Raw genomic sequence first — 6593 nt, 5'->3', positions numbered from 1 at the left:
TCAGGCGGTTTTTTAATTCCGCCAACAGGTTAGGAAGAACTTTAACGACAACACATTTAAACTCATAAATATTGCCTTCAGATAAGAATATAGTATAATTCCATCTCATATCTGAAATGTCAATACATGCAGCCACCCGTCTGAGTTTTCTTTTAGAAACTATACCGTCTGATATTTTTAGAACTCTTAATATTTCTGAATCGGAAAGAATACAACTTAGCTTATTTTTTACATTTTTAGAATATCTAAGGATTTCTATAATAAAATAAATTAAGCAAAAGCCTATAAAGTCGGAAAGACATGCCATTATGGTAAATTCCAACATTAAATCTGGTAAGTAAACCTTAGTTAATGAGTAGATAATTATCAAAAGTAGACAAATTCCAATAACTATCAAGAAATAATTGGGTTTAAGTTTGGGGATATCAAAAAATAAAACTTTCTCCATTGTCCATTATAAATTAATACATTTCATAAAATCAAAAGCCTTAGCCTCCCCATGGCTAACATATCCAAGTTGATTGGAGATACATTTTGTCTGTCCTATCACCTTGTCTATGTTTCGATGGGAATGACCATATATCCAATAGTCAATATGACTATAAGCTATAAAGTTTCCAAGTTCTGCCGTAAAGGCACCATTTATCGAACTGCCCATGAAGTCTGGGGATACCAATTCAAATGATGGAACATGATGCGTTGCCACAACAATATGCTTAGCCTTACTCGCACCAACCGCCTTTTCTATGAATGCACGGCACTTATCATGCTCTTTGTTAAATTGCTCGCAACTAATCACAACACCATTGTCCTTAATACGATAGAAATCATTCACGCTTCGCTCTGTTGCAAAAGCATCCTGTGCCTCTATATGTCCCCAAAGAGTTGAAACTATAAGGTCTGTATCATCTGAGAGATGTATTACTGCATTATAATAGCATTTGATATTGTGCCGAATTTCCATGCACCATCCATCATGGAGTTGCCCCAAGTCATAACCCAAATAAAACTCATGATTACCTGGTATTACTATTACTTCCTTGAAATTCTCTGAAGCCCAATCCCAGAATGGATGTTTGACAAAACCTTCATCACCTAAATAGCCGGTATCTCCTGCCAACACCAAGATGTCTGCAACAGGATAGAGAGGATGATCCTCCAAATACAGAGTATTCTCCATGAACTCCAAATGCAAATCAGAGGCATATTGAATCTTAACCATAACTACAACATTGATTTTTTGAGTTGTTCTACAATCTGTTGGCTTGTCACATTGCCAAGACCTGCTGACTTTATGAAATCGGCATTAGGCAAATCCTGCATGATAGCATCACAAAAGTCACTGACATCAGTTTTTAATGTGTCGGGTAGTTCATATCTACTTGCTGGAGCAAGCATTGCTGCAAGGCGAAAAACATCTTTCTTATGTTTCGCAATGTGCTTGCTATCCATACTTTCACCTTTAGCTTTTCTTTGACTCAAATCCAAGAAAGCTTTGCTTTTCAAACAGATAAGACTCTCGATGTTAGCGATATGAACGCCATCTTCCTGCAAGCTATGTTCTATCGTGAAACGATAATAGTCTTCATCCATGAGTATTGCCGATAAACTTGAAAGGTCTTCATCCACTGGAATCGGTGTAATACGAGCCTCCTCAGGGAAATTCATCAAACCAAGACTACGTGAAAAGAGTTCAACCTGATATGGGAAAGCAGGATTAGCAGGCTTCATAAAACGAAAATATTCATGCTTGGGTTCTACATTCTCATTAACACCCTTGTTACGCTGCTCGTAATTACCCATCTTTACGAACTCCCAGAATTTGGCAACAAACTCTGCAGATAAAGCCTCAACAATCAAAATGATGTCTATATCCTTTGTCGCACGAGGTACTTGGGCATACAGATCCTCATGGATTTCACATGCCGTACCGCCAATAATAACATAATTGTCTTCAAAGCCCTTAAAAAACTGCTTGAATGTTTCTATTCCTCTTACCATGACATTGCATTTATCAATCGTTCTAACTCTATTTGTATTCGCTCATCTTCATTGTCTTTCAACGAAAGATAAAGCGAGAGTTTATCAACCACTCCTTCAGTACTTAACATCTTAGGGTTATACTTCCAAACTTGGATTTCATTTTCTCCAAACTGCTCATCTGTTACAACGTTCAAATTCTTCAACTCTTTCTTTGTTATAGCCCAACATTGTCTTGATTCTTCGTTTAACATAGTATAAGAAGCTAAGGCATTTACTCCACTTATCATCATCCCTTCAAGAAGAGCATCTGTATAATGAAGCTGCTCTATCGGAGAGACAAACATAGGCAGAGCCTTGTACCAAAGTTCCCTGTTGCTTAACTCTATTTGCACAGTCTTGGTCTTTACACCCTCTAATTTAATCAGATTCTTGGATGCAAGCCAACGCAAAGACTTGTTCACTGTCGCATAAGAAACACCAAACTTATCACTCAACTCATAACTACTTGTTCCAACTATTGAGCTTATTTGCAAATGATAAAGCAACAAACATTGGGCAAAATGAGGAATAGTTTCTTTTAGATCCGAGCCTATCTTTCTATCTGGTTTAATATCAAGCAAGAGAGATGGCAGAAACATTTGCTTGTCAGGAATGACAAAGTTGACTTTTTGTGCCACCAACCTTACCTTATTATAGGAAGATATACACGGAGTTATTAGTATAACAACAAGTTTTGTCTGTCTTTGTATAATATCCAATAACTTCTTCATTTGTGCAGGTGGCACAGAATCACCATCCTTTATGTAAGCCAACAAAACGGACTGCCTCAACAAACATCCTTCATAAAATGAGAAGTTAGAAGACACACTAATAGGAAGCCCTTCCAACAAACCCTTATCTGCTGGTTCTAAAGCAACATCTTCGCCCAACGTTTTGGCAAAATATGCTTCTGTTTCTTTTATGTAATATTTGATATTGCACATAATAACAACGCTAATATTATGTGCAAATATAATGATTATATTCTGAATATCAACAACAACGATAGAATAAATAGGATTTTTTAAGATATAAGTTGCGACCTATTTCAAGATAAAGTCGTACCTTTGCACCCAAAAATATATTGCATTGGAAAATAAAGACTATGCATACAAACAGGATTATTAAAAAATATTATGCCAAGAAAAGAATACACATCGCTACCAACCAATTACCCCGTATGCGAGCATAACGACTGCCCAATGGCAACCAACTGCTTGCACCAGATAGCACACGCCATAATGTTGAAGAACGAGGAGTATCTGCGGCTCATCAACCCTACCAGATGCACTAAGGACACTTCATGCGCATATTATCGCAGCAACAGTCCGATGCTCTACGCTCGTGGCTTCACCAATTTTCAGCGACGCATGTTCCCCGATCAGTACAGACGTTTCATGGAGATTTGCGTCGGCGAATGGGGACGCAATCCTTACTTCGAGCGTCGACGTGGCGCACGTCTCATACCTATAAGCGAACAGGAATTCATACTGAAGGTACTGAAAATAGTGGGCGTAACCGAAGAAATGCAGTTCGATAGCTATGAGCAAGCTATCAACTGGTATGACTAACACATCAAACAGGTGCAACAAATGTATCTGTTCATTACAACTATCACAGTACTCTCCCCATGTAGTACTCGAGTAATCTCGCCACTATACTGCAGTAATCTCGCTACTATACTCGAGTAATATATCCACAAGTACTCAAGTACTCTCGCACAAGTACTATAACAAACCTCAACATTAGAAAAAAAAGATATATGATTACAGTTGATGGACTGACCGTCGAATTCGGTGGCACCACCCTATTTAAAGATATCTCCTTCCAAATCAATGAGAAGGATCGTATAGCCCTCATGGGCAAAAATGGCGCAGGCAAGAGTACGCTCTTGAAGATTATGGCTGGCGTACGACAGGCAACGCGTGGCACTGTTTCTGCACCCAAAGACTGCGTCATAGCCTATCTACCACAGCACCTTATGACAGAAGACGGACGTACCGTCTTTGAGGAGACATGCCAGGCGTTCGCACATCTGCATGAGATTCAGGCTGAGATAGACCGCATAAATACCGAACTCACAACACGTACCGACTATGAGAGCGATGACTATATGCAACTCATAGAGAAGGTATCAACTCTCTCGGAGAAGTTCTACGCCATTGATATGACGCACTTTGAGGAAGACGTAGAGAAGACCCTTCTCGGACTGGGCTTCGAACGCTCCGACTTCAATCGTCCTACAAGTGAATTCTCTGGAGGTTGGCGTATGCGCATCGAATTGGCTAAACTCCTGCTAAAGTCGCCCGACGTACTGCTACTCGACGAGCCGACAAACCACCTCGACATCGAGTCTATCGGTTGGCTTGAGGATTTCATAATCAATAGTTCCAAAGCCGTAGTCGTCATCAGTCACGACCGCAAATTCGTCGATAACATCACCACACGCACCATCGAAGTGACCATGGGACGCATCTACGACTACAAAGCTTCTTACAGTCACTACCTCGAACTGCGCAAGGAACGACGCGAGCAACAAATGAAGCAATACGAAGAGCAGCAGAAGATGATTGCCGAGACAAAAGACTTTATCGAACGCTTCAAAGGTACGTACTCAAAGACATTTCAGGTACAGAGCCGCGTAAAAATGCTTGAGAAACTCGAACTCATAGAAGTGGACGAAGAGGATACAAGCCGATTGAGACTAAAGTTCCCGCCTTCGCCACGAAGCGGTGCCTACCCCGTGCAGATGAGCGACGTAGCCATGTCGTTCGACCACAAAACAATATTCAGCGGTGTGAACCTCACCGTAGAACGCGGCGATAAGATAGCCTTCGTAGGTCGCAACGGCGAAGGAAAGTCTACACTCGTGAAGTGCATCATGGGACAACTCCAGAACCAAGGACAACTCAACCTCGGACACAACGTACAGATTGGCTACTTCGCTCAGAACCAGGCATCGCTGCTCGACGGTGAACTTACCGTTTTCCAGACCATTGATGACGTTGCAAAGGGGGAGATACGCAATAAGATACGCGACCTGCTCGGAGCCTTCATGTTCGGAGGCGAAGATTCCACGAAGAAAGTGAAAGTGCTGTCCGGTGGCGAGCGCACACGACTAGCTATCCTCAAGCTCCTCCTCGAACCAGTGAACCTCCTCATCCTCGACGAGCCGACAAACCACCTCGACCTCCGCACCAAAGACGTTCTTAAACAAGCCCTGCAGGACTTCGACGGCACCCTCATCGTGGTTAGTCACGACCGCGACTTTCTTGACGGACTCGTCACCAAGGTCTACGAGTTCGGTCACGGTCGCGTCCGCGAACACCTCGGTGGCATCTACGACTTCCTCGAATCAAAGAAACTCGAAAGCCTGCAAGAGCTGGAGAAGAAACAATAGCTTTGAATGGAAAGTTGTATTACATACTACCTTCTTGCCATTCTGTTTATACAGATAGCACTGATAGCGTATTTGCACATGAATTAATAACAAAATAAAGAACGAAGTATATGAGCATTAAAAAGAATGGGATTTATTGGAATGGCATCAAGCGCCGGATAGGGAAATTCTTTGAGAAGGTGCACGAATGTATACTTATCTTCACCGACTGGCTTGGGTAAGCACACAAAGTAAATAGACAGCAAAACATTGATATAAATTGTAGAAAAACGTTGTTCCTTTTGTAAGATTCAAATTCTTAATGAAGATGGAACTCCAGAATTAAATTGGCAAAATAATAAGCCAATTATTGTAAATCATACTTATGCACAATTTAAAAAGAAATGATTTATAAAACTAAATAGTTTAATTTAAAACTTTAAAAAGATGCTTAGATATTTATTTTTATTATGTGCGTTTATTGCTAACATTAGTTTTGCACAGACTTGGGAAAACTATATTAAATATTTTCCAAGAAAATCTTCTACAGTTGTAAGAGATTACAAAGGCAATATTTTAAAAACACACTCGTTAGGTGTATTGGATGTAAGAATTAATTCAGTACAACAATGTGCTGATGCCGCTATTAGACTCAGGGCAGAATATTTCTATTCCAGAAAAGAATATACCAAAATAGAGTTTCGATTGACTAATGGTGTAATTGTATGTTTTGATGATTGGGCAAAAGGATATAGATTGCATAAATCTTCTAAATGTATAACATTCTCACAGAAGAATGGAAGAAAGGGATATGATAGAGCTAATTTTGAAAAATACTTATTTGAAGTAATGATGTATGCAGGTTCTGCAAGTTTATATCAGGAATTAAACTCTACAAATAAACTGCCTAAAATTGGGGATTTACTCATAATTCCTGGGTATCCTGGCCATGTAGTTATTATTATAGATAAAAAAACAGTAAAAGGCATAAATTATTATTTATTTGCAAATAGTTGGATGCCTGCACAAGATATTGAAATTATAAGTGGAAAAAATCCTAAATGTAGAAATTTTGGTAATTACACTCCGATTTTATCAACTAATGATAAAATCTACATTAATGGATATTTATTTAACATTAAAACTCATTTAAGAACATGGTAACCCGTTGGCGGAATTAATTTAGCGCATA

7 protein-coding genes are annotated in these 6593 nt (G+C 39.6%); 3 read left to right on the top strand and 4 right to left on the bottom strand.

The window, feature by feature from the left end:
- The 4 genes from HMPREF0673_RS01170 to HMPREF0673_RS01155 form a co-directional block, all read right to left on the bottom strand.
- The coding region (locus HMPREF0673_RS01170; protein ID WP_007897025.1) for a hypothetical protein at window positions 1-448 on the bottom strand (448 nt) is incomplete at its 3' end.
- 6 nt (window positions 449-454) lie between these two features.
- The gene (locus tag HMPREF0673_RS01165) at window positions 455-1222 is read right to left on the bottom strand and encodes a metallophosphoesterase (protein ID WP_007897024.1); all 768 of its coding nucleotides are present in this window, start codon (window positions 1220-1222) and stop codon (window positions 455-457) included.
- Window positions 1223-1224: 2 nt separating this feature from the next.
- Window positions 1225-2001: a hypothetical protein gene (locus tag HMPREF0673_RS01160; RefSeq protein ID WP_007897023.1), complete on the bottom strand. Its 777-nt coding sequence runs from the start codon at window positions 1999-2001 to the stop codon at window positions 1225-1227.
- On the bottom strand, window positions 1995-2966 hold the full coding sequence (locus HMPREF0673_RS01155; protein WP_007897022.1) for a hypothetical protein: 972 nt from the start codon (window positions 2964-2966) through the stop codon (window positions 1995-1997). Before HMPREF0673_RS01155 ends, HMPREF0673_RS01160 begins: the two co-directional genes overlap by 7 nt.
- Window positions 2967-3158: 192 nt before the next feature.
- Here HMPREF0673_RS01155 and HMPREF0673_RS01150 point away from each other — a divergent pair, with 192 nt between their 5' ends.
- The 3 genes from HMPREF0673_RS01150 (at window position 3159) to HMPREF0673_RS13280 (ending at window position 6565) form a co-directional block, all read left to right on the top strand.
- Window positions 3159-3593, top strand: a complete 435-nt coding sequence (locus HMPREF0673_RS01150; protein WP_022429426.1) for a DUF6078 family protein — start codon at window positions 3159-3161, stop codon at window positions 3591-3593.
- A gap of 191 nt (window positions 3594-3784) precedes the next feature.
- Window positions 3785-5422 carry an ABC-F family ATP-binding cassette domain-containing protein gene (locus HMPREF0673_RS01145; protein WP_007897020.1) on the top strand — a complete coding sequence of 546 codons (1638 nt, stop codon included), beginning with the start codon at window positions 3785-3787 and terminating at the stop codon, window positions 5420-5422.
- Window positions 5423-5848: 426 nt separating this feature from the next.
- Complete coding sequence (locus HMPREF0673_RS13280) at window positions 5849-6565, top strand: DUF4846 domain-containing protein (RefSeq protein WP_007897019.1); 717 nt, start codon at window positions 5849-5851, stop codon at window positions 6563-6565.
- The last annotated feature ends 28 nt before the right edge of the window (window positions 6566-6593 follow it).

Source organism: Leyella stercorea DSM 18206, from assembly GCF_000235885.1.
GTDB classification, from domain to species: domain Bacteria; phylum Bacteroidota; class Bacteroidia; order Bacteroidales; family Bacteroidaceae; genus Prevotella; species Prevotella stercorea.
Note: the sequence above shows the minus strand (reverse complement) of the source record. Positions and strands in the feature narration are given on the sequence as shown.

Excerpts from the sequence above, each read along its gene's own strand:
- HMPREF0673_RS01165 (WP_007897024.1), bottom strand. The coding sequence starts at position 1,222 with ATGGTTAAGATTCAATATGCCTCTGATTTGCATTTGGAGTTCATGGAG.
- HMPREF0673_RS01160 (WP_007897023.1), bottom strand. The coding sequence starts at position 2,001 with ATGGTAAGAGGAATAGAAACATTCAAGCAGTTTTTTAAGGGCTTTGAA.
- HMPREF0673_RS01155 (WP_007897022.1), bottom strand. The coding sequence starts at position 2,966 with ATGTGCAATATCAAATATTACATAAAAGAAACAGAAGCATATTTTGCC.
- HMPREF0673_RS01150 (WP_022429426.1), top strand. The coding sequence starts at position 3,159 with ATGCCAAGAAAAGAATACACATCGCTACCAACCAATTACCCCGTATGC.
- HMPREF0673_RS01145 (WP_007897020.1), top strand. The coding sequence starts at position 3,785 with ATGATTACAGTTGATGGACTGACCGTCGAATTCGGTGGCACCACCCTA.
- HMPREF0673_RS13280 (WP_007897019.1), top strand. The coding sequence starts at position 5,849 with ATGCTTAGATATTTATTTTTATTATGTGCGTTTATTGCTAACATTAGT.